The 17,909-nt window shown below is 62.1% G+C and carries 18 protein-coding genes; 10 read left to right on the forward strand and 8 right to left on the reverse strand.

Annotation, left to right across the window (positions count from 1 at the left end; all coding sequences use genetic code 11):
• Both cydB and ACT9T4_RS13130 read left to right on the forward strand, forming a co-directional pair.
• Nucleotides 1–1,008: a cytochrome d ubiquinol oxidase subunit II gene (cydB, locus tag ACT9T4_RS13125; protein WP_179539776.1), complete on the forward strand. Its 1,008-nt coding sequence runs from the start codon at nucleotides 1–3 to the stop codon at nucleotides 1,006–1,008.
• Nucleotides 1,008–1,151, forward strand: coding sequence for a DUF2474 domain-containing protein (locus ACT9T4_RS13130; protein ID WP_042556554.1), 144 nt, complete (start codon nucleotides 1,008–1,010; stop codon nucleotides 1,149–1,151). Before cydB ends, ACT9T4_RS13130 begins: the two co-directional genes overlap by 1 nt.
• A 285-nt stretch (nucleotides 1,152–1,436) precedes the next feature.
• Here the strand turns inward: ACT9T4_RS13130 and ACT9T4_RS13135 are convergent, their stop codons facing one another.
• Entirely contained in the window at nucleotides 1,437–2,225 is a 789-nt protein-coding gene (locus ACT9T4_RS13135; RefSeq protein ID WP_499117362.1) for a transporter substrate-binding domain-containing protein, read from the reverse strand.
• Between the two features lie 373 nt (nucleotides 2,226–2,598).
• A complete protein-coding gene (locus ACT9T4_RS13140) occupies nucleotides 2,599–3,171 on the reverse strand; it encodes a hypothetical protein (RefSeq protein WP_499117364.1) in 573 nt (190 codons plus the stop codon).
• A gap of 381 nt (nucleotides 3,172–3,552) precedes the next feature.
• On the opposite strand from ACT9T4_RS13140, the gene ACT9T4_RS13145 reads away from it, so the two are divergent.
• Both ACT9T4_RS13145 and ACT9T4_RS13150 read left to right on the forward strand, forming a co-directional pair.
• The gene (locus ACT9T4_RS13145) at nucleotides 3,553–4,995 is read left to right on the forward strand and encodes a TldD/PmbA family protein (RefSeq protein ID WP_499117366.1); all 1,443 of its coding nucleotides are present in this window, start codon (nucleotides 3,553–3,555) and stop codon (nucleotides 4,993–4,995) included.
• Nucleotides 4,995–6,314 (forward strand): TldD/PmbA family protein, encoded by a 1,320-nt coding sequence (locus ACT9T4_RS13150; RefSeq protein WP_042556557.1) that lies wholly within the window; start codon nucleotides 4,995–4,997, stop codon nucleotides 6,312–6,314. The genes ACT9T4_RS13145 and ACT9T4_RS13150 overlap by 1 nt, the downstream gene beginning before the upstream one ends.
• Before the next feature lie 144 nt (nucleotides 6,315–6,458).
• On the opposite strand, the gene ACT9T4_RS13155 is transcribed toward ACT9T4_RS13150, so the two are convergent.
• From ACT9T4_RS13155 to ACT9T4_RS13165, 3 genes are all read right to left on the reverse strand, one after another.
• A complete protein-coding gene (locus tag ACT9T4_RS13155) occupies nucleotides 6,459–6,755 on the reverse strand; it encodes a type II toxin-antitoxin system RelE/ParE family toxin (protein ID WP_042556558.1) in 297 nt (98 codons plus the stop codon).
• Nucleotides 6,743–7,000, reverse strand: a complete 258-nt coding sequence (locus ACT9T4_RS13160) for a type II toxin-antitoxin system Phd/YefM family antitoxin (RefSeq protein WP_179539781.1) — start codon at nucleotides 6,998–7,000, stop codon at nucleotides 6,743–6,745. Before ACT9T4_RS13160 ends, ACT9T4_RS13155 begins: the two co-directional genes overlap by 13 nt.
• A 90-nt stretch (nucleotides 7,001–7,090) precedes the next feature.
• Nucleotides 7,091–8,194 carry a methyltransferase gene (locus ACT9T4_RS13165; protein WP_499117369.1) on the reverse strand — a complete coding sequence of 368 codons (1,104 nt, stop codon included), beginning with the start codon at nucleotides 8,192–8,194 and terminating at the stop codon, nucleotides 7,091–7,093.
• 313 nt (nucleotides 8,195–8,507) lie between these two features.
• Here ACT9T4_RS13165 and ACT9T4_RS13170 point away from each other — a divergent pair, with 313 nt between their 5' ends.
• The gene (locus ACT9T4_RS13170) at nucleotides 8,508–9,497 is read left to right on the forward strand and encodes a DctP family TRAP transporter solute-binding subunit (protein ID WP_499117371.1); all 990 of its coding nucleotides are present in this window, start codon (nucleotides 8,508–8,510) and stop codon (nucleotides 9,495–9,497) included.
• 166 nt (nucleotides 9,498–9,663) lie between these two features.
• On the opposite strand, the gene ACT9T4_RS13175 is transcribed toward ACT9T4_RS13170, so the two are convergent.
• Entirely contained in the window at nucleotides 9,664–10,584 is a 921-nt protein-coding gene (locus ACT9T4_RS13175) for a LysR family transcriptional regulator (RefSeq protein ID WP_179539784.1), read from the reverse strand.
• A 116-nt stretch (nucleotides 10,585–10,700) separates the two neighbouring features.
• Between ACT9T4_RS13175 and araD1 the strand changes: the two genes are divergently transcribed.
• The 4 genes from araD1 (at nucleotide 10,701) to ACT9T4_RS13195 (ending at nucleotide 16,284) form a co-directional block, all read left to right on the forward strand.
• On the forward strand, nucleotides 10,701–11,696 hold the full coding sequence (araD1, locus tag ACT9T4_RS13180) for an AraD1 family protein (protein WP_499117373.1): 996 nt from the start codon (nucleotides 10,701–10,703) through the stop codon (nucleotides 11,694–11,696).
• Between the two features lie 68 nt (nucleotides 11,697–11,764).
• A complete protein-coding gene (locus ACT9T4_RS13185) occupies nucleotides 11,765–13,342 on the forward strand; it encodes an aldehyde dehydrogenase (NADP(+)) (protein WP_499117375.1) in 1,578 nt (525 codons plus the stop codon).
• Nucleotides 13,343–13,671: 329 nt separating this feature from the next.
• Nucleotides 13,672–14,445: a ferredoxin--NADP reductase gene (locus ACT9T4_RS13190; RefSeq protein ID WP_179539787.1), complete on the forward strand. Its 774-nt coding sequence runs from the start codon at nucleotides 13,672–13,674 to the stop codon at nucleotides 14,443–14,445.
• Between the two features lie 282 nt (nucleotides 14,446–14,727).
• The gene (locus tag ACT9T4_RS13195; RefSeq protein WP_042556565.1) at nucleotides 14,728–16,284 is read left to right on the forward strand and encodes a TerC family protein; all 1,557 of its coding nucleotides are present in this window, start codon (nucleotides 14,728–14,730) and stop codon (nucleotides 16,282–16,284) included.
• A 69-nt stretch (nucleotides 16,285–16,353) separates the two neighbouring features.
• Here the strand turns inward: ACT9T4_RS13195 and mscL are convergent, their stop codons facing one another.
• Entirely contained in the window at nucleotides 16,354–16,767 is a 414-nt protein-coding gene (gene mscL / locus ACT9T4_RS13200) for a large-conductance mechanosensitive channel protein MscL (protein ID WP_042556566.1), read from the reverse strand.
• A gap of 280 nt (nucleotides 16,768–17,047) precedes the next feature.
• Here mscL and ACT9T4_RS13205 point away from each other — a divergent pair, with 280 nt between their 5' ends.
• Nucleotides 17,048–17,320, forward strand: coding sequence for a DUF465 domain-containing protein (locus ACT9T4_RS13205; protein ID WP_499117376.1), 273 nt, complete (start codon nucleotides 17,048–17,050; stop codon nucleotides 17,318–17,320).
• A gap of 96 nt (nucleotides 17,321–17,416) precedes the next feature.
• On the opposite strand, the gene ACT9T4_RS13210 is transcribed toward ACT9T4_RS13205, so the two are convergent.
• The gene (locus ACT9T4_RS13210; RefSeq protein WP_499117378.1) at nucleotides 17,417–17,902 is read right to left on the reverse strand and encodes a GNAT family N-acetyltransferase; all 486 of its coding nucleotides are present in this window, start codon (nucleotides 17,900–17,902) and stop codon (nucleotides 17,417–17,419) included.
• Nucleotides 17,903–17,909: the final 7 nt, after the last annotated feature.

Genomic DNA, 17,909 nt, shown 5'->3' on the forward strand with positions numbered 1-17,909 from the left:
ATGGGTATCGATCTTTCCGTCATCTGGGCGGTGATCATCGTCTTCGGCGTGATGATGTACGTGATCATGGACGGCTTCGACCTGGGCATCGGCATCCTCTTTCCGTTCGTGCCGGACAAGGGCGAACGCGACGTGATGATGAACACCGTGGCGCCGGTCTGGGACGGCAATGAAACCTGGCTGGTGATGGGCGGTGCCGGGCTGTTCGCCGCCTTCCCGCTGGCCTACTCGGTGGTGCTCAGTGCCTTGTATCTGCCGTTGATGTTCATGCTGCTGGGCCTGGTGTTTCGCGGCGTGGCCTTCGAGTTTCGCTTCAAGGCCCGCGACCACAAACGGCATATCTGGGACAAGGCCTTCATCGGCGGCTCGGTGGCAGCGACCTTCTTTCAGGGCGTGGCGCTGGGCGCGTTTATCGAAGGCATTCCGGTCGAAGGTCGGGCGTTCGCCGGCGGCTCGCTGGACTGGCTGGCGCCGTTCCCGCTGTTCAGCGGCTTGGGCCTGATCGCCGCCTATGCACTGCTCGGCTGCACCTGGCTGATCATGAAAACCGAAGGGCGCCTGCAGCAACAGATGCACGGGATGGCCCGGCCCCTGGCGCTTCTGTTGCTGGCCGTGATCGGCATCGTCAGCCTGTGGACGCCACTGTCCCAGGCGAGCATCGCCGAGCGCTGGTTCAGCCTGCCCAACCTGTTCTGGTTCCTGCCCGTGCCGTTGCTGGTGCTGGCGACCTTCTTCTACCTGTTGCGCTCGGTGGCCAACCACGACAACAGCAAGCCGTTCGTACTGACCCTGGTACTGATCTTCCTCGGTTACAGCGGCCTGGGCATCAGCCTGTGGCCGAACATCGTGCCCGGCTCGCTGACCATCTGGCAGGCCGCCGCGCCCCCGCAGAGCCAGGGCTTTGCCTTGGTCGGCGCACTGTTCATCATTCCGTTCATCCTCGTTTACACCGCCTGGAGCTACTACGTATTCCGCGGCAAGGTGACGCCTGATCAGGGGTACCACTGATGAACAAGGCCAGCGAAAAGAAACCCCTCTGGCAACGCATCGCCTGGCTGGCCGGCATCTGGACGGTCAGCGTGCTGAGCCTGGGGCTGGTGTCGTACCTGCTACGGCTATTTATGAATGCGGCGGGGTTGAGTACGCCGTAAGGGTGAGGATCGTTGCCACGCTTCGCTTGGGAGCGATCTCAATGGGGCTGTTCGGGTTACGAATGGTGGACAAGCTTCGCGTTGTCCACCCTACTTGTCGGTAGGGCGTAGGGTGGATGACGCTTTATCCATCCACCATTTTGATCGTTCCCACGCTCCGCGTGGTAACGCCTCCCGTGGCGCTCTGCGCCGCATTTCATTTGCAAGTTTGGCTGTCGAGGAATCGGACGCTGAGCGTCCTGCTGATGCATTCCCACGCAGAGCGTGGGAACGATCGGTGTCTCGTTACTGCCCCGGTACCGCCAGCCAGTGGCCAAGCGTCTTCTGATAAGCACCGGTGGCCTTGCTCAAATGCAGCCACTGATCGACATAGCCCTTCCAGGTCATGTCGTCGCGAGGCAGCAGGTAAGCTTTCTCGCCGTACTGCATATAGTCCGTCGGGTTGACGGCGCACAGGCCGGGCATGCGCTTCTGCTGGTACAGGGCCTCGGACGCGTCGGTGATCATCACGTCGGCGCGCTTATCCAGCAGTTCCTGGAAAATGGTCTTGTTGTCGTGGAAATTCAGCTGAGCCTTTGGCAGGTAGGCCCGCGCAAAGGCTTCATTGGTGCCGCCGGCCGGTTCGATCAGGCGCACCTCTGGCCTGTTGATCTGCTCGACGGTCTGGTAACGCGACACGTCTTCACAGCGCACCAGTGGAATCTTGCCGTCGACATCTAGGGGGCTGCTGAAAAAGGCCTTCTTCTGGCGCTCCAGCGTCACCGAGATACCGCCCATGCCGATATCGCACTTGCCCGCCACCATATCCGGCATCAGGGTTTTCCAGGTGGTCGGCACCCACTGCACCTTGACACCGAGGCTCTGCGCGAGCGACTGGGCCATTTCGATATCGATGCCTTCGTACTCACCGTCCTGGCGCAGAAAGGTATACGGCTTGTAATCGCCGGTGGTGCACACCGCCAGTAGCCCCTTCTCCAGCACCTTGTCCAGGTGCGATGGCGTTTCCTGGGCTTGGGCAAAACCCGACAGTCCGATAAGCAGGGTGGTGATGGCGCAGAGGGTCAGGTTTTTCATCATGAGTCGATGCTCGCGGTTGTGAGGAGGGGGCAATCTTGCGAGACACAGTAAGGACGAGACGCCCCGCAGCCAAGCCCCGGAGCAAGGCACTGACCCCAGGCTAACCCGAGTTCATTCGGGACAATGTTTTGAAAATGGTGGACAAGCTTCGCGTTGTCCACCCTACGGATGTCCTTCGACTTGCTGCCTGGAAATGCAGACTTGACGCTCCGCGTACTATTTATGAGCCGAACTGACAATGCCTCGGACGCGTCCTGTTGAAACCTTTCCATGCAGAATGTGGGAACGATCGAGCCCAAGTTGTTCGCGGTGATGGAATAATTGTTGTTGGTTCATATTTTGTGGGTTTTCAGTTTTGTGATCAGTGAGTTTATTTTTTTCTTGTCCCAATTCGAGTGATCCTCGAGAAAAAATCTCCATCGTCATTCAGTTTTTTGGCAATTTCATTGTCATGAAATCCTAGGGACTGAAGTTTTAATATTTTTATGACCTGTCTGTTCGCGGTTGGGTTGTTTACATAAAGAGGTTCTACGGCGCTATGGCAGTGTTTGCAAATGCACGCATGAGTGTTGATGGGGGATGAGCACTTTGGGCAGTCTCTAAGAAGAATGTTGTTCTGGTTCTTGGTTTTTTGCTTTATTTTCTTGTACATATGCGCATAGAGCATGCCCATGATATGAGCGTTGGGAATGGATAGCGCTATGCATGCCACTGTGATCATTCCTCCTGTTTTTCCCGAGAATGCTGCAGTGAAACCAATGAGAAATAATATAAGCGATCCGGGTAGTGATAAAAAACCAATAACTAAGGTGGTTAGTAAAAATGAATTATTTTCACCATTTGAGTTCTCTGAGGATGAGAAGCCAGAGATAAATGTAAGTGTTAAGGGGATGCTGAGTATCAGTCCGTAAGCAAATGAATGCAAAAATGCTGGTTGTTTCATTTGTCTTCCCTGGCTATTCAAGCTTTTATGTAACTCTGTGAGATTGCGATATTGACTCAGTCATAACCAAAAGCAATAGGCAGGTAACCGCCATCTGTACACGACTATATAAGCTCATCTGTTCGTGCTCGCTAGTAAGTAGGGTGGATGACGCTTTTTTCATCCACCATAGCGATACCGAAAAATCACATTGCACTGACGGGGAGACGTTTGTTAATCGGTACGCTGCTGGCTATAAATCGCGTGTCAATACAAAGCCGGCTCTGACACTACGCCATCAAATAGCCATCCGTCTACGCGATGCTCGCCGCCGCCCTGGTTGCCCAATCCCGGCAATCCTTTCCATACTGCCTCCCTATGCCGCCTACCAAGGGAGCCCCCATGTTCGCCTTCAGCGAAACCCTGCAACGCCGCTTCGCCGCCCTGCATTGCACCGCCGATTTCTGGTCGCTGCGCCATGTGCGGGAAACCACCGAGCGCTATTGGGTGCGCCGCAATGTGGCGCGGGCGCCGTCGTTTTCCGACGATGCGGGCGCCATGCTCAGCGTGCGCGTCGCTGGCGTGGAGGCCTACGCGGCGACCAGCGATCTCAGCCAGGCTGGGTTGCAGGCGGCGCTCGACAGGGCCGAGGCGCTGGCTCGGCAGCTTGCCGGTAGCAATCTGCTCGATATGCACGAGCTACCGGTGCCCCATGAGCAGGCCGATGACGTGATGCCCGGCTACGAGCGATCCCTGGCCAGCCCGGCGCACTGGTACGAATTGCTGGCGGCCGAGTCGGCGCGGGTACCGCGTGACGAGCGCCTGGTGGACTGGTACGCCGGCCTGAGTTTCACCGCCACCGAGCAGATCTACCTCAACAGCGCCGGTGCCCGTTTGCGGCGTGCCCAGCACTACGTATTCCCGCAACTGGGGGTGACCGCCAGCGATGGCGCCGACAGCCAGAGCCGCAGCTTCGGCGGCACTCACCTGGCACGCCAGGGCGGTGCGGAGGTGATCGATCATCTGGGTCTGGTTGGCACCGCCAGCCGTATCGCCGACGAGGCGCTGCAGTTGCTGCTGGCGCCCAATACGCCGAGCGGCCACCGCGACCTGTTGCTGATGCCGGATCAGATGATCCTGCAGATCCACGAGTCCATCGGCCATCCACTGGAGCTGGATCGTATCCTCGGTGACGAGCGCAATTTCGCCGGCACCAGCTTTATTCGCCAGGAAGATTTCGGCAGCTATCAATACGGCTCGCCGCTGCTCAACGTGACCTTCGACCCGACGGTTTCGGGCGAGCTGGCCAGCTACCGCCATGACGATGACGGCACGCCGGCGCAGCGTGAGTACCTGATCCGCGAGGGCATCCTGCAGCGACCGCTCGGTGGTGCGCTGTCGCAGTGGCGCAGCGGTCTGGAGGGGGTCGCCAACAGCCGTGCCTGCAGCTGGAACCGACCGACCCTCGACCGCATGGCCAACCTCAATGTCGAGCCTGGCACGCAACGCCTGGAGCAGATGATCGGCGGCATCGAGCACGGCATCCTGATGAGCAACAACCGCTCCTGGTCGATCGATGATGCGCGCAACAAATTCCAGTTCGGTTGCGAGTGGGGCCGGCTGATCGAGAACGGCGAACTCAAGGGCGTGGTGAAGAACCCCAACTACCGCGGTATCTCCGCGCAGTTCTGGCGCAACCTCAAGGCCGTCGGCGATGCCAGTACCTTCGAGGTGCTGGGCACGCCGTACTGCGGCAAGGGCGAGCCGAACCAGGTGATCCGCGTCGGCCACGCCACGCCGGCGTGCGTGTTCGCCGATATCGATGTCTTTGGAGGGGCTGCCTGATGGAAGCACGTCAGCATTTCGAGGCGCTGCTCGCGCACCTGAACGCCGAGCTGCAGGCCGGCGAGGGCTTTACCCTGGAGTACCAGGCCGAGGCTTCGGACTTTATCCGCTTCAACCACGCCCGCGTGCGCCAGGCCGGCCAGGTGCAGCAGGTGTACGCCACCCTGGCCCTGTATCAGGGCGAGCGGCATGGCGACTTCGAACTGGCCCTCAGCGGGGTGATCGACGATGACCTTCCGCGCCTCGACCAGGCGCTGCAGCGGTTGCGCGTGGTCGTGCCGACGCTGGTCGATGATCCCTACCTGCGCTTGAATCGCGAGGCGTGGTGCAGTGAGACGGCGGCGGGTGAGTCGGTTCAGCACAGCGAGGCGGCCATCGCGCAGATCAATGAGGCGTCTGCCGGGCTGGATCTGGTCGGTTTCTACGCCGCCGGGCCGCAATACCAGGGCTTCGCCAGCTCCTGGGGCGCCTTCGGCTGGCACGCGGCGAGCAGCTTCAACTTCGAGTTCAGCCTGTTCCACGAAAACGGCCAGGCGGTGAAAAGCAATTATGCCGGCGAGCAATGGGATGCTCAGGCCTTCGCCCGCAAGTTGGCGTTCGCCCGTGAGCAGTTGGAATACCTCGGCAAACCCGCCCATGAACTGAAGCCAGGGGCGTATCGCGCCTACCTGACGCCAGCGGCGCTGGAGGAATTGTTCGGGTTGTTCGCCTGGGGCTTTTCCGCCGAGGCGCTGGCCACCGGTGGCAGCCCGCTGCAGCGGCTGTTCGCCGGCAGCGCCAGTTTGAGCGACAAGGTGACGCTGGACGAGCGTATCGAAGGCGGCCTGGCGCCGGCCTTCACCCGCGAGGGGCCACGTCAGCCACTGCGCCTGGTCAGCCAGGGCAAGCCGGGCGAGCGTCTGGTCAGCTCACGCAGCGCCGCCGAACATGGGCTGATCGCCAACGGCGCGGGCAGCGGCGAGTACCCGTTCTCGCTGCACCTGCATGGCGGCGAGCTGGAGGAGGGCGAGATTCTGCAGCGCCTCGGCACCGGGCTGTATATCGGCAACCTGTGGTACAGCAACTTCTCCGACCTGCCGGCCGGGCGCCTGACCGGCATGACCCGCTTCGCCACTTTCTGGGTCGAAGACGGCCGCATCCAGGCACCGGTCAACACCATGCGTTTCGACGATTCGCTGTTCGATTTCCTCGGCCCGAACCTGGAAGCCCTGACCCGTGAACCGGAGCTGCTGCTGCCCAACGGCACCTACGGCGCCCGCCAGACCGGCTCGATGGCGCTGCCCGGCGCCTTGCTGTCGCGGTTTACCCTGACGTTGTAAGGAAGATATTCCTGGGTATCGCTGCGATCAACCGCAGGCTACGGGTGACTCTGGTAGCCCGGTGTCGAGCGCAGCGATACCCGGGGAAGGCCAGCCGCGTGTGCTGATCAATGCTCATCCATGATTTGCCGTTACCAATGAGGCTCACTCGAGCATATGGGCGCGTAATACGCGCTCCTCTCGCATGATGTGGATGATAAAAACCGTTGTATCCGAAACGCGGTAAAAAATCCGGCAGGGCGGGACGACGACTTCGCGATAGAGAGCGTTTGGCAACTCGGCAGGACCGCGGCCGGACATCGGGAATTCGGCCAATCGTGCGACCGCTTCAATCACCTTTTTGACGAGTGCTCGTGCGGCATCCGGTTTGTCGAGGGCTATGTACTGCGCCAGATCCTCGAGTTGTTCGAGCGCGGGGGTCGTCCAGACTATTTCAGCCATTTGCTCAGCCGTTCCTTGGCCTGTTCATGGCTGATGGTATTGCCTTCGACCACGGCTCGTTCGCCTCGCGCGAGGGCATCCAGCAGTGCAAGGCGTTTCTGCATGAACTGATAGTCATCGACGTCCACCAGATAAGCCGAGGGGATTCCATGCTCTGTGATCAGTATGGGCTCTTTGGATTCGTGAAGATCGGCAAGGATCTTGGTGGCCTGTCGCTTCAGGTTGGTGACCAGTTCGACTTTCATGGTGGGGACCCGACGCGTAAATTAAAGTATCACTTTAGTGATACTTCCCCCCCTTCGCAATGCTCGCTCATTCTCTCGACTCCAATGGTGTTACTTCGTCGCCTTCAGCACCACGAACTTTGGCGTTGCCGCCACCTGCTCGACACCCCGGAACAGCCGCGCCAGCTTGGTGTGATAACCCATGTGGCGGTTGCCGACGATCCACAGTTCGCCGCCGGTGACCAGTGCGTTGCGGGCCTGCTGGAACATGCGCCAGGCGAGAAAATCACCGACCACCTGCTGCTGGTGGAAGGGCGGGTTGCAGAGCACCAGGTCCAGCGAGTCGGCCTCCTGCTCGGCCAGGCCGTCACCGGCGCGAATGGTCACCGGTCGCTCGCCCAAGGCTGCGCGCCAGTTCTCCCGAGCCGATTGCACGGCCATGTAGGACTCGTCCACCAGGGTCAGCTCGGCGCTGGAGCTACTCAATGCGTAGGCGATGCCCAGCACACCATTACCGCAGCCAAGGTCGGCGACCCGACGGTCGTCCAGGTGTTTGGGCAGATGAGGCAGAAAGGCGCGGGTACCGATATCCAGCCCTTCTCGGCAGAACAGGTTGGCGTGGTTGCTCAGTTCGAGCGCCGGCTTGTCGAGGCGATAGCGGGTCGGGTAGGGCGACGTCGGCGCCGCTTTGGCTTCTGGCGTTGCGTGCAGCAGGCGGGCTTTTTTCACGGCCAGCGAAGCCTGCACCGGGCCGATGTATTTCTCCAGCAGATCGCCAGCCGCGCGCGGTAGATGCTTGATCATGCCGCCAGCGATTACCTGAGCTCCAGGCGCCAACTGGCCATGCAGGCGGATCAGTTGTTCCTCGAGCAGGGCCAGCGTTTTCGGCACGCGGATCAGCACCAGATCGAAAGGGCCACTCACCGGCGCGCTGGCCGGCACGAAGCTCACGGCATCCTCGGCAACACCGTTGCGCGCCAGGTGGCCCAGATGCGAGTCGCCGCTGCTGGTCACCTGGGTGCGGCCGGCCAGGGCGCAGGCCAGGGCACCGAAGCTGTCGTTGAGCAGCAGCACGCGCGCGCTGCCCGCAAGCGTCCGTGCCTGTTCGAGCAGGTAGGCATCGGCGGCATCGAAGGCTTGCAGCGGCATGCCGGGTTGCTCGGGCTGGCGCTGCAGTTCCAGGGTGGCGAAAGGGGTGACGAAGGACGACGACATGCTGATCTCGTGGTGGGTGTGGCGGCGCGCATTCTGCCATGGCGCGGGCAGCGAATCTTCAAGCTGTGCTGCAGTTGGCGTTATTGCCGCTTGTTCCGCGGCGGGGGATCGACAAGAATCGCGCCCCTGCCGATAAGGTCGAGCCCAAGGCCCCTCCCGTGCAGCCCCTCCAATAATAGTCGCACACCCGAGCCACGTGCCGGGCGTAGCCGACAGCGCTTTGCCGATGCCTCGTTGAGGTCACTCGATAACCCATTTCCTTCAGGTGCCTGCCTCGTGCATGCGCCGTTGCCTGCCATTGCCAAGGTGTTGCATGTTCAAGTCCGTTGTCACCATTGCCCTGTCTGCTCTGCTGCTGATCTGTACGTCGGTATCCGCTGCGGAACCCATCGTCATCAAGTTCTCCCACGTGGTTGCCGACGATACGCCCAAGGGCCGTGGCGCCCTGCTGTTCAAACAACTGGTGGAGGAGCGTCTCGGCGCCCAGGTGAAGGTCGAGGTCTACCCCAACTCCACCCTGTTCGGTGACGACGACGAGCTGCAGGCCCTGCGCGACGGCAAGGTACAACTGCTGGCGCCTTCGCTGTCGAAATTCGATGCCTACACCAAGCAACTGCAGGTGTTCGACCTGCCGTTCCTGTTCGACGATCTGGACGCCGTCAAGCGCTTCCAGAAGCGCGAGAAGAGCCGCGAGCTGCTGCGCTCCATGGCGGGCTACGACATCTACGGCCTGGCTTACTGGAACAACGGCATGAAGCAGCTCTCCGCCAACCGCGCGCTGAAGTTGCCTGCCGATGCCAAAGGCCTGACCTTCCGCATTCAGCCGTCGCCGGTACTGGAAGCGCAGTTCGCGCAGCTCGGCGCCAGCACCAGCAAGATCGCGTTCAGTGACACCCTGGCGGCGTTGCAGAAGGGCACCGTACAAGGCGCGGAAAACCCCTGGTCGAACCTGGCGAGCCAGAAGCTCGATAGCGCGCAGCCGTTCATCACCGAAACCAATCATGGCTCGCTCAACTACATGCTGATCAGCAATTCCAAGTTCTGGGTCAGCATTCCGTATCAGGTGCGTGTGCAGCTCGAAGCGATCATCGAAGAGGTCAGCTTCAAGGTGAACCAGGACGCCGAAGAGCAGAACCGCAAGAGCCGCGAGCAGATCGTCGCTGGCGGTCGCAGTCAGATCCTGCCACTGACCCCCGAGCAGCGCAGCGCCTGGCGTGAAGCGATGCGTCCGGTATGGCAGGCGTTCGAAGCCGAGATCGGTGCCGACGTGCTGCGCGCGGCGCAGACGGTCAATCGTCGCTGATCGATTACGCCGGCTTAATGCGTATTCCTGTGGGAGCGGGCGGGGACGCCTAGTCCATGCCCGCGATTCTTTCGCGCGCATGGCGTGCTCCCACACGAATTCGGGGCCAGAGGATGGGGCACAGTTCCTCCATGGTGATGGTTACACCCACGTGGCCCGACCCAAGCTACGAAGCGCGCAGCTCCTCCAGCAGCAAGCGGGCAGGTGACGACAGCGGCGAGCCATGGCGGCTGATCACGCCATAGGGCTCGCTATGCAGTGCCTGGGCAAGTTCCAGGCATGCCAGTTGGCCTGAGCGTGCCGCGTATTGAGCCGTTTCCCGTGGCATCAGCGCGACGAGGTTCGGGTCTTCCTGCAGCAGCATCAGGGTGGCGAAGGTCGAGGCGGTTTCCAGCGGGTAGCGCGGGAATTCCAGCTCGGCATCGCTGAACGCCCGCTCCAGCACCAGGCGCATCGGCATGTTCGCCGGGAACACCACCCAGCTGTAAGCGGCCAGCTGCGCCAGGCTCAGGCCCGGAGTGGCCGCCAGCGGGTGCGCGGGGTTGGCCACTACCTTCAGCTGTTCCTCGTGCAGGCTCAGGCAGTCGTAGTCGTCCGGTCTGCGGCTGACGCTGGTGCGGCAGATCGCCAGATCCAGGCGACCCTGGTCGATCAGGCTGAGCAGGCGTGCGCTGGTGTCTTCGACGATTTCCACCGACAGCTCCGGTTGCCGCGCCCGCAAGCGCGACAGCGCGCGGGTCAGGTGCGGCACAGCGCCCATGATCACGCCCACCACCAGGCGGCCGCCCTGGCCTTGCAGAATGCCCAGCATTTCCTCGCGCAGGTGGGCCAGATCGCTGTGGATAAGTCGCGCGTAGCGGATCGCGCAGCGGCCCAGATCATTTGCCTCCAGCCCCTGGCTGGTACGGGTGAACAGGCGCATGCCGAACGCCGACTCAATTTCGTTGAGCGCCTTGGTCGCGCCTGGCTGGCTGATCGCCACAGCGTCGGCTGCCTTGTGCAGCGAACCCTGTTCGTCGAGGGCGATCAGCAAGCGCAGCTGTTTCAGGCGCAGTCGGGAAACCAGAGCGGGTAGGGAAGCGATCATGGGGATAACCAATAGTTATTGCTTGATCAGAGGCTGTCATTAGGCAGGCTGGCGCTCGCTTCGTAAAGTCTGCTCTGTATCCCTATGGGCAAGCCATCCAACAAGAGAGACAAGCCATGCGACTGATCCAGTTCGAATCCACCGAAGGCCTGCGTCAGGTTGGCGTCGTCGAAGGCGATGCCATCCGCATCGTTCGCGGCGTTGGCAGCACTCGCGAGCTGGCGTTGGCCGCCATCCGCGCCGGGCGCAGCCTGCAGGACGAAGTCGACAGCCGTGGCAGCGAGGCCGGCCCGGCTTATGAGGCGTTGCAGCAAGGCGGTCGTATCCTGCCGCCGCTCGATCACGAGGACCCGGCGCATTGCCTGATCACCGGCACAGGCCTGACCCACCTTGGCAGCGCCTCGACCCGCGACAAGATGCATCAGCAGAAGGCCCAGGACGAAGCCACCCTCACCGATACCATGCGCATGTTCCGCTGGGGGCTCGAAGGCGGCAAACCTGGCGCTGGCAAGGTGGGCGCGCAGCCGGAATGGTTCTACAAGGGCGATGGCGGCATCGTCGTGCGCCCCGGTGCCGACCTGCCGGTACCGGTGTTCGCCGAGGATGGTGGCGAGGAGCCGGAGCTGGTCGGTTTGTACGTCATCGGCGATGACGGCAAGCCTTACCGCCTCGGTTACGCGCTGGGCAACGAGTTCTCCGACCACGTGCTGGAGCGGCGCAGCTACCTGTACCTGGCTCACTCCAAGCTGCGTTTCTGCGCCTATGGCCCTGAGCTGCGCGTAGGTCAACTGCCAGCCCACCTGTCCGGCACCAGCCGCATTCATCGTGGCGGCCAGGTGTTGTGGGAGAAGGAGTTCCTCAGTGGCGAGGAGAACATGTGTCACAGCCTGGAGAACCTGGAGTTCCACCACTTCAAGTACCAGCAGTTCCTGCGTCCCGGCGACGTGCACGTGCATTATTTCGGAACCGCTACGCTGTCCTATGCAGACGGTATCAAGGCCCAGCCGGGCGATACCTTCGAGATCGAAATGAACGAGTTCGGCGCACCCTTGCGCAATGGGCTGGTGGCGGCCGACGAGCCGCTCGAGCCGGGCGGCGTGACTGCCCTGTAAACCATCCATCGTTATCCATGCCGGGGCCAGTTTTGGTCCCGCTTGGTTCTAACCAGGAGGAATATTTCATGTCCGTCAACGGCCATAACATCATCGGTGGTGCCTACAGCGCCCGCGGCTCCGTGAAACTGCAGAGCGTCGATGCCACCAGCGGTGAAACCTTGCCGTACGAATTCGCCGAGGCCACTGCGCAAGAGGTCGACGCCGCTGCCGAAGCTGCCGCCGCCGCCTACCCGACTTACCGCAGCCTGTCGGCGGGCAAACGCGCGGATTTTCTCGACGCCATCGCCGACGAGCTGGACGCCCTGGGGGACGATTTCGTCGCCACCGTCTGCCGGGAAACCGCGCTGCCCGCGGGCCGCATTCAGGGCGAGCGCGGCCGTACCAGCGGGCAGATGCGCCTGTTCGCCACAGTGCTGCGCCGTGGTGACTTCTTTGGCGCGCGCATCGATCGCGCATTGCCGGATCGTCAACCGCTGCCACGCCCGGACATTCGCCAGTACCGCATCGGCCTTGGCCCGGTCGCGGTGTTCGGCGCCAGCAACTTCCCGCTGGCTTTCTCCACGGCCGGTGGTGACACCGCTTCCGCGCTCGCCGCTGGCTGCCCGGTGGTGTTCAAGGCCCACCCCGGTCACATGGCCACCACGGCGCTTGTTGGCGCGGCGCTGCTGCGTGCTGCCGAGAAAACCGGCATGCCGAAAGGCGTGTTCAACATGATCTACGGGGGCATCGTCGGTGCCGCACTGGTCAAGCATCCCGCCATTCAGGCCGTCGGTTTTACCGGTTCTTTGCGTGGTGGCCGTGCTCTGTGCGACATGGCGGCAGCCCGCCCGCAGCCGATCCCGGTGTTCGCCGAGATGAGCAGCATCAATCCGGTCATCGTGCTGCCCGAGGCCCTCAAAGCGCGTGGCGCGCAAATTGCCGGCGAGCTGGCCGCGTCGGTGGTGCTGGGCGCTGGCCAGTTCTGCACCAACCCGGGCTTGGTGATCGGCATCCGCTCGCCGGCGTTCAGCGCCTTTCTGGAAAGCCTGACCGCCAAGATGGCCGATCAACCGGCGCAGACCCTGCTCAATGCCGGCGGTCTCGAGAGTTACGGCAAAGGCCTGGCGGCGCTCGCGGCACACCCCGGCATCACCCACCTGAGCGGGGCCAGGCAGGAGGGCAGCCAAGCGCGCCCGCAACTGTTCAAGGCCGATGTCGGTCTGCTGCTCGACGGCGACGAACGGCTGCAGGAGGAAGTCTTCGGCCCGACCACCATCGTCGTCGAAGTGGCCGACAAGGCCGAGTTGCTGATCGCCATCAAAGGGCTGCACGGACAGCTGACCGCGACCCTCCTCACCGAGCCGGGCGATCTGCCTGGCAGCGAGGAGCTGTTCGCACTGCTCGAACAGAAAGTCGGCCGCGTGCTGTTCAACGGCTACCCGACCGGCGTGGAAGTCTGCGACTCCATGGTTCACGGCGGCCCGTACCCGGCGACGTCCGATGCCCGTGGTACCTCGGTCGGCACCCTGGCCATCGACCGCTTCCTGCGCCCGGTCTGCTACCAGAACTGCCCGGACGCGCTGCTGCCCGACGCCCTGAAGAACGGCAACCCGCTGGGCATCGCCCGTCTTGTGGATGGCGCAAGCAGCCGCGACGCGCTGTAAGCGCTAGCTGCATTGTTAAGAGAAAGCCGACCTGCGGGTCGGCTTTTTTGTGGGCGGTGGATGGGTCCGTTCCCCGGGTGTCGCTGAGCTTGACCCGGGCTACAGGGATCTCCTGTGGGAGCGCGCCATGCGCGCGAATCGCGGGCATGGCCCGCTCCCACATACACAGTGGTGTCAGCCAGTAGGGTGGATAACGCGAAGCTTATCCACCAATTACCTCAAAACCGCTGCCCCACCGAACCCGCCCAAGCGTTGCCCCTGATCTTTGCCGGTGTTTAGCCGCGTGGCTTTGCGCGACACTAGGGGCATGAGTCCCGATGGAGCCGCCGATGAGTAGCGAAGACAAATTCACCCGCCAGACCCTTCTCGACGTACAGACCCTCACGCCCACGCTGTTCACCCTGCGTACCACCCGGGACGCGGGATTTCGTTTCCGCGCCGGGCAGTTCGTCCGCCTCGGTGTGGAAAAGGCCGATGGCACCGTCGTCTGGCGTGCCTACTCGCTGGTCTCGGCGCCCCACGACGAGCATCTGGAGTTCTTTTCCATCGTCGTGCCGGGTGGCGAGTTCACCAGCGAGCTGAGCCGTCTGCGTGCAGGCGACAGCTTGCTGGTGGAGAAGATGGCGACGGGTTACCTGACCCTCGACCGCTTCATCGATGGCCGCGATCTTTGGCTGCTGGGTAGCGGCACCGGTATCGCGCCGTTCCTGTCGATGCTGCAGGATTTCGAAATCTGGGAACGCTTCGAACGCATCGTGCTGGTGTACAGCGCGCGCTCGGTCGCCGAGCTGGCTTACCAGGAGATGATTCAGGGTTTCGCCGAACTTGAGCATCTGGCCGAATACGCCCACAAACTCACCTACCTGCCTGTGGTTACCCGCGAACAGGCGCCGGGTTGCCTGAATGCCCGCATCACCGAACTGCTCGACAGCGGTGAGCTGGAACGTGCCGCTGGTCTGGAACTGGCACCTGAGCACTCGCGGCTGATGATCTGTGGCAACCCGCAGATGATCGACGATATCCGCCAGCGCCTGAAGGCCCGGGGCCTGAACTTGAGCCTGACCCGGCGCCCCGGGCAGGTGGCCGTGGAAAACTACTGGTAAAGCGCCGTTACAAACTCAGCGCTTTCAGTGTGACTCGCGCTCCAGTAGATTGCGTGGTCTGTTTCCCACTATCCGGTCTTCATGGACAGCGACAGTAGACGATCGCCCTCGCCGTTATGGACGAGGGCGGTACTTCCCAAAGGCAGCGCCGCCCGGTGCAAGCCTTCCGCGCAGCCGAACGTTGCGCATTCTTCCCATCAGCCGAGACTTTCCGTGCCTGCCCCGTGCATGCGCGCCGCGTTCGGCTGCCTGCGTTTTTCCCTAGAGAGAGCTACACACTAAATGGAATGGATCGCTGATCCCACGGCCTGGTTGGGCCTGTTGACCCTGATCGTCCTGGAAATCGTTCTGGGCATCGACAACCTGGTGTTCATTGCCATCCTCGCCGACAAGCTGCCGCCCGAGCAGCGTGACCGTGCCCGTCTGATCGGTCTGAGCCTGGCGATGATCATGCGCTTGGGCCTGCTGGCCAGCATCGCGTGGCTGGTCACCTTGACCGAGCCGCTGATCGACGTGTTCGGCAAGACCTTCTCCGGCCGTGACCTGATCATGCTGTTCGGTGGTGTGTTCCTGTTGTTCAAGGCCACCATGGAGCTGCACGAACGCCTCGAGGGGCGTACCCATCAGCATGCCGGCAGCAAGGTCTATGCGCGTTTCTGGCCAGTGGTGGCGCAGATCATCGTGCTCGACGCAGTGTTCTCTCTGGACGCGGTGATCACCGCCGTGGGCATGGTCGAGCACCTGCAAGTGATGATGATCGCCGTGGTGATCTCCATGGGCTTGATGATCGTGGCGAGCAAGCCGCTGACCGCGTTCGTCAACGCGCGCCCCACGGTGATCATGCTGTGTCTGGGCTTCCTGATGATGATTGGCTTCAGCCTGACGGCCGAAGGCCTGGGCTTCCACATTCCGAAGGGCTATCTGTACGCGGCCATCGGTTTCTCGATTCTGATCGAGCTGTTCAACCAGGTCGCTCGTTCGCGCCGCAAGCGCAGCCTGCAGGGCCAGCGTGGTCTGCGTGACCGCACGGCGCATGCGGTGATGCGCATGCTGGGCGGCAAGGTGCAGGCTGACGAAGTGGGCGAGGACATCGCCGACATGCTCGAGGGCGAGCAGGGTGAAACCGCACTGTTCGACCGCCGTGAGCGGGTGATGATCAGCGGCGTGCTGAATATGGCGGAGATGTCGATCCAGAAGGTCATGACCGACCGCATGGAAGTCGACCGCATCAACCTGGACGACGCCCCCGAAAAGATCCATCAGGCACTGCTCGACTCGCCGCACTCGCGCCTCGTGGTGACCCGCAACGACTCCCGTGATGAGCCCCTGGGCTACGTCCACAAGAAGGAGCTGTTCAAGGAGCTGCTCAAGGGCCAGCAGCCGGATATCGAGAGCCTGGTGCGTGCGCCGATCAATCTGCCGGACAGCTCCAGTGTGCTCAGTGCGCTGGAGCAGATGCGCCAGGGCTCTACTCACGTGGCTTTCGTGGTCAACGAGTTCGGTGGTTTCGAAGGGCTGCTGACCCTCACCGACATTCTCGAGGCCATTGCCGGTGAACTGCCGGATGCCAGCGAGGTGGATGGCCCGGATGTCGAGGAAGTGGAGGGCGGTTATCGCGTCAACGGTGCGGTCAACCTGGCGGTATTGCGCGATCGACTGGAATTCACCGCGCGCCCGACGGACGACTATCAGACCCTGGCCGGTCTGGCCATGAGCCTGCTCGACCGTCTGCCGCTGATCGGCGACAAGGTCGAGTACCTGGGCTGGGAGCTGACCGTGATCGAGGTCAAGGAGCGCCGGGTCACGCGGGTGCTGCTGAAACCCGCCACTGGCGAATAGGCCATGTAAGCTGCCCGCATGAACGACAACGGCGCCCCTGAGGCGCCGTTGTCGTTTGCGGTAATTGGATCAATCCTTGCGCTGTTGATCCTTGAGCAGGTCGCGGATCTCGCCCAGCAGCAGTTCCTGCGGAGTCGGCGCGGGCGGCACCGATGGCGCCACGGCTTCTTCACGCTTGAGGCGATTGATCGCCTTGACGCCCATGAAAATGGCGAAGGCGACGATGACGAAGTCGATGACTGTCTGGATGAACTTGCCATAAGCCAGCACCACGGCGGGTAGTTCACCTTCGGCGGCCTTCAGGGTGATAGCCAGGTCGGAGAAGTCCACCCCTCCGATCAGCAAGCCCAGCGGCGGCATGATCACGTCGCCGACGAACGACGAGACGATCTTGCCGAAGGCGGCACCAATGATGATACCGACTGCCATGTCGACGACATTGCCTTTGACGGCGAATGCCTTGAATTCGTTGATGATGCCCATTTACAACCCCCATTAGTCTGATTCGTGCAGTGAAGTGTAAATCACTACCGCCCGTCTGCCATACACCGCCTCCAGGCCGCGCGTATCGGTTGTGACCCCCCTGCTGGAAAATTGTCCGAATTGATTACAGGATTTATGCCCCTGGGAGGTTCGCGCAAATGCGTTGCGTGGCGCTCGACAGACGGTGGTCAGGCTGCGTGACTGGGTTGACGGGGATCAACATGCTGCCGCCTGCTGCGGATTACAGTCGTGTCCAACTCGTCCATCAGGAGGCATGGCCATGCACATCGACTATTGCGCGCAGTCAGAAACACAATCGCTGCAACGCCAGCTCAGCAATCCGTCCTATGCGGCGCTGGCCGAGCAGTACGACGATGTGGACCGACGCATCGCACGCATCGAGAACGGTATCGAGCGGCCTGATGGCATGCCGCTTTCGGCGCTCAAGCTGCGGCGCTCCGGTCTGCGCGAGGATCTGGCTCGGCAGGTTGGCAAGGCCGAAAATGGATGCTGCAACTGCGGCAAGCAGTGCGGAGCCCGTAAATCGACCTAGCCTGGCGTTGAGCGAAGCGATACCCGGCGCTGGTTTGACCAACTGCGATGGTAACGCCGGGATTGCTTTGCGGGTATCGCTGCGCTGAGGCGCAGGTTAGGGGCACAACACGAAGCGGCGCAGCCCGGGTTCATCAGGGGCTGGGTCCAGCTCCTTCACATTCTGCGGCAGTTCGCTCAGCACCTGCTTGCAGAAGGCGCTCGCCAGTTCGTCCTGCGCATAACAGCAGGTCAGCCAGGTGCGACCGTCGCTCACCACCTGCTGGAAAACCGCGCGCCCGATGCCCAGGCGGCGGTACTTGCGCAGAACGAACAGGTCGGCGAATTCCATCGTTGCCTCGCCCTGCTGATCGCAAGCCTCAAGCAACAGGAAGCCCGCGATGAAGCCATCCACCAGAATCAGCTGCGCGCTCCAGCCCTCGTCCTGCCAATAGCGCTGCAGGTGCGGTTGATGAACATAGAAGCGCCCGTCGATTTCGACGTCCTCCTGTTCCCAGTCCGAGGACTCGTAGGCGTAGAACTGGTAGAGGTTGCTGATCAGCGGCAGTTGCTCGGCGCTGGCGGGAACGAGTTCGATCGACATGGCAGGT

The sequence above is a fragment of the Pseudomonas sp. SZ40 genome, assembly GCF_052958135.1.

Excerpts from the sequence above, each read along its gene's own strand:
- cydB (WP_179539776.1), top strand. The coding sequence starts at position 1 with ATGGGTATCGATCTTTCCGTCATCTGGGCGGTGATCATCGTCTTCGGC.
- ACT9T4_RS13130 (WP_042556554.1), top strand. The coding sequence starts at position 1,008 with ATGAACAAGGCCAGCGAAAAGAAACCCCTCTGGCAACGCATCGCCTGG.
- ACT9T4_RS13135 (WP_499117362.1), bottom strand. The coding sequence starts at position 2,225 with ATGAAAAACCTGACCCTCTGCGCCATCACCACCCTGCTTATCGGACTG.
- ACT9T4_RS13140 (WP_499117364.1), bottom strand. The coding sequence starts at position 3,171 with ATGAAACAACCAGCATTTTTGCATTCATTTGCTTACGGACTGATACTC.
- ACT9T4_RS13145 (WP_499117366.1), top strand. The coding sequence starts at position 3,553 with ATGTTCGCCTTCAGCGAAACCCTGCAACGCCGCTTCGCCGCCCTGCAT.
- ACT9T4_RS13150 (WP_042556557.1), top strand. The coding sequence starts at position 4,995 with ATGGAAGCACGTCAGCATTTCGAGGCGCTGCTCGCGCACCTGAACGCC.
- ACT9T4_RS13155 (WP_042556558.1), bottom strand. The coding sequence starts at position 6,755 with ATGGCTGAAATAGTCTGGACGACCCCCGCGCTCGAACAACTCGAGGAT.
- ACT9T4_RS13160 (WP_179539781.1), bottom strand. The coding sequence starts at position 7,000 with ATGAAAGTCGAACTGGTCACCAACCTGAAGCGACAGGCCACCAAGATC.
- ACT9T4_RS13165 (WP_499117369.1), bottom strand. The coding sequence starts at position 8,194 with ATGTCGTCGTCCTTCGTCACCCCTTTCGCCACCCTGGAACTGCAGCGC.
- ACT9T4_RS13170 (WP_499117371.1), top strand. The coding sequence starts at position 8,508 with ATGTTCAAGTCCGTTGTCACCATTGCCCTGTCTGCTCTGCTGCTGATC.
- ACT9T4_RS13175 (WP_179539784.1), bottom strand. The coding sequence starts at position 10,584 with ATGATCGCTTCCCTACCCGCTCTGGTTTCCCGACTGCGCCTGAAACAG.
- araD1 (WP_499117373.1), top strand. The coding sequence starts at position 10,701 with ATGCGACTGATCCAGTTCGAATCCACCGAAGGCCTGCGTCAGGTTGGC.
- ACT9T4_RS13185 (WP_499117375.1), top strand. The coding sequence starts at position 11,765 with ATGTCCGTCAACGGCCATAACATCATCGGTGGTGCCTACAGCGCCCGC.
- ACT9T4_RS13190 (WP_179539787.1), top strand. The coding sequence starts at position 13,672 with ATGAGTAGCGAAGACAAATTCACCCGCCAGACCCTTCTCGACGTACAG.
- ACT9T4_RS13195 (WP_042556565.1), top strand. The coding sequence starts at position 14,728 with ATGGAATGGATCGCTGATCCCACGGCCTGGTTGGGCCTGTTGACCCTG.
- mscL (WP_042556566.1), bottom strand. The coding sequence starts at position 16,767 with ATGGGCATCATCAACGAATTCAAGGCATTCGCCGTCAAAGGCAATGTC.
- ACT9T4_RS13205 (WP_499117376.1), top strand. The coding sequence starts at position 17,048 with ATGCACATCGACTATTGCGCGCAGTCAGAAACACAATCGCTGCAACGC.
- ACT9T4_RS13210 (WP_499117378.1), bottom strand. The coding sequence starts at position 17,902 with ATGTCGATCGAACTCGTTCCCGCCAGCGCCGAGCAACTGCCGCTGATC.